Below are 1,593 nucleotides of genomic sequence, written 5' to 3'. Positions count from 1 at the left end.
CCACGCCCGGCGATACCACCAAGCGCTCGATGCCTTCGGGCAACTCAAACTCACCAAACGCCACCTCCGCGTCGGGCCAGATTTCTTCCAGCGTGTCAGCGCCCGGCGGCTCGTCGCGATTATCGGTAAACACCGCGCTGCCGCCGATACGTTTCAAGTAACGCGCAATCGACAGCCCGGTTGCTCCCAGTCCGACCACTAAATCTTGGCCGTGCTCTGTAGTTTTCTTCACGGCGCTCATCGGATTTTTAAACTCGCAAGACCGACCAGCACCAGAATCACGGTGATGATCCAAAAACGCACGATCACTTTCGGTTCAGCCCACCCTTTGAGTTCAAAGTGATGGTGCAGCGGCGCCATGCGAAACACACGCTTGCCGGTCAACTTGAACGAACCCACTTGAATCATCACGGAAAGCGTTTCAATGACGAAGACACCGCCCATGATGGCGAGCACAATCTCCTGTCGAACCACCACCGCAACCACACCGAGTGCTGCGCCCAGAGCCAGTGCACCGATATCGCCCATGAAAACCTGTGCCGGATAGGTGTTAAACCACAAGAAACCGAGGCCAGCCCCGGCCAACGCCGCACAGAACACCAAGATTTCGCCAGCACCGGCCACGTACGGAATATCCAGGTATTCAGCGAAATTTACATTGCCGGTCACATAGGCGAACAAACCCAGCGCACCGCCAACCAATACCGTCGGCATGATCGCCAGGCCGTCGAGACCATCGGTCAGATTCACCGCGTTTGAAAATCCGACGATATAGAAATACGTAACCACCAACTGGAACATGCCCAGCGGCAGAATTAGATTCTTAAAGTATGGGATCAGCAGCCCGGTATGGGTCGCTAACATGCCGTCGAGCTCGGCACACTTATACAATGCCCACGCCGCGATGATCGCGACCAGCGACTGCCAAAAAAGTTTTTGCTTCGCCGAAATCCCGGCCGGGTTTTGCAGCACTAACTTCTTATAGTCGTCGACGTAACCGATGATGCCGTAGGTCATAGTGACGAACAGCACAATCCAAACGTAGTGATTTTCGAGATCCGCCCACAGCAAGGTGCTCACCGCAATTGCGGTCAATATCAGCGCACCACCCATGGTCGGCGTGCCGGCTTTTAGCAGATGGGTATCCGGTCCGTCCTCACGTACCGGCTGACCCAGCTGATTGGTACTCAACCGCTGGATCATGCGTGGCCCGATGACGAAGCAAATTACCAATGCGGTGAGTGCGCCAAGGATGGCGCGCATCGTTAGGTAATCAAAGACGTTAAAACCGGATTCAAATTGCGCGAGGTATTGCGTTAAATACAGGAGCATGTCAGTTCTCCTGTCCGGCAGAATCTTGAGCGGCGATAGCTTCGACAACGCGCTCCATGCGCATGCCCCGCGAGCCTTTCACCAAGACGGTCACCGCGTTGTGCAAGTCTTTGAGCAACGCTGCGTTGAGCTTTTCGACCGATTGAAACGCCTCACCCTGCTTACCAAACGCCGCCGCCGTGTGTTTGCTGAGATCGCCCAAGGTGAATAACCGGTCGATGCCGCAGTCCGCCAATGTCTCACCCAGCCGCGCGTGCAGGT

At 55.7% G+C, this 1,593-nt stretch carries 3 protein-coding genes; all 3 read right to left on the bottom strand.

What is annotated here, in order from left to right:
- A partial coding sequence (murD, locus tag AAF465_17530) for a UDP-N-acetylmuramoyl-L-alanine--D-glutamate ligase (GenBank protein ID MEM7084524.1) occupies positions 1-232 on the bottom strand: 232 nt, incomplete at its 3' end.
- 5 nt (positions 233-237) lie between these two features.
- Positions 238-1,332 (bottom strand): phospho-N-acetylmuramoyl-pentapeptide-transferase, encoded by a 1,095-nt coding sequence (mraY, locus tag AAF465_17525; protein MEM7084523.1) that lies wholly within the window; start codon positions 1,330-1,332, stop codon positions 238-240.
- A gap of 1 nt (position 1,333) precedes the next feature.
- Positions 1,334-1,593, bottom strand: a 260-nt coding sequence (locus AAF465_17520; protein ID MEM7084522.1) for a UDP-N-acetylmuramoyl-tripeptide--D-alanyl-D-alanine ligase, incomplete at its 5' end; no start/stop codon positions are given.

This window comes from Pseudomonadota bacterium (genome assembly GCA_039028935.1).
GTDB lineage: Bacteria > Pseudomonadota > Gammaproteobacteria > Steroidobacterales > SZUA-146 > SZUA-146.
The sequence above is the reverse complement of the archived record's forward strand: the minus strand, read 5'-3'. Positions and strand labels throughout refer to the sequence as shown.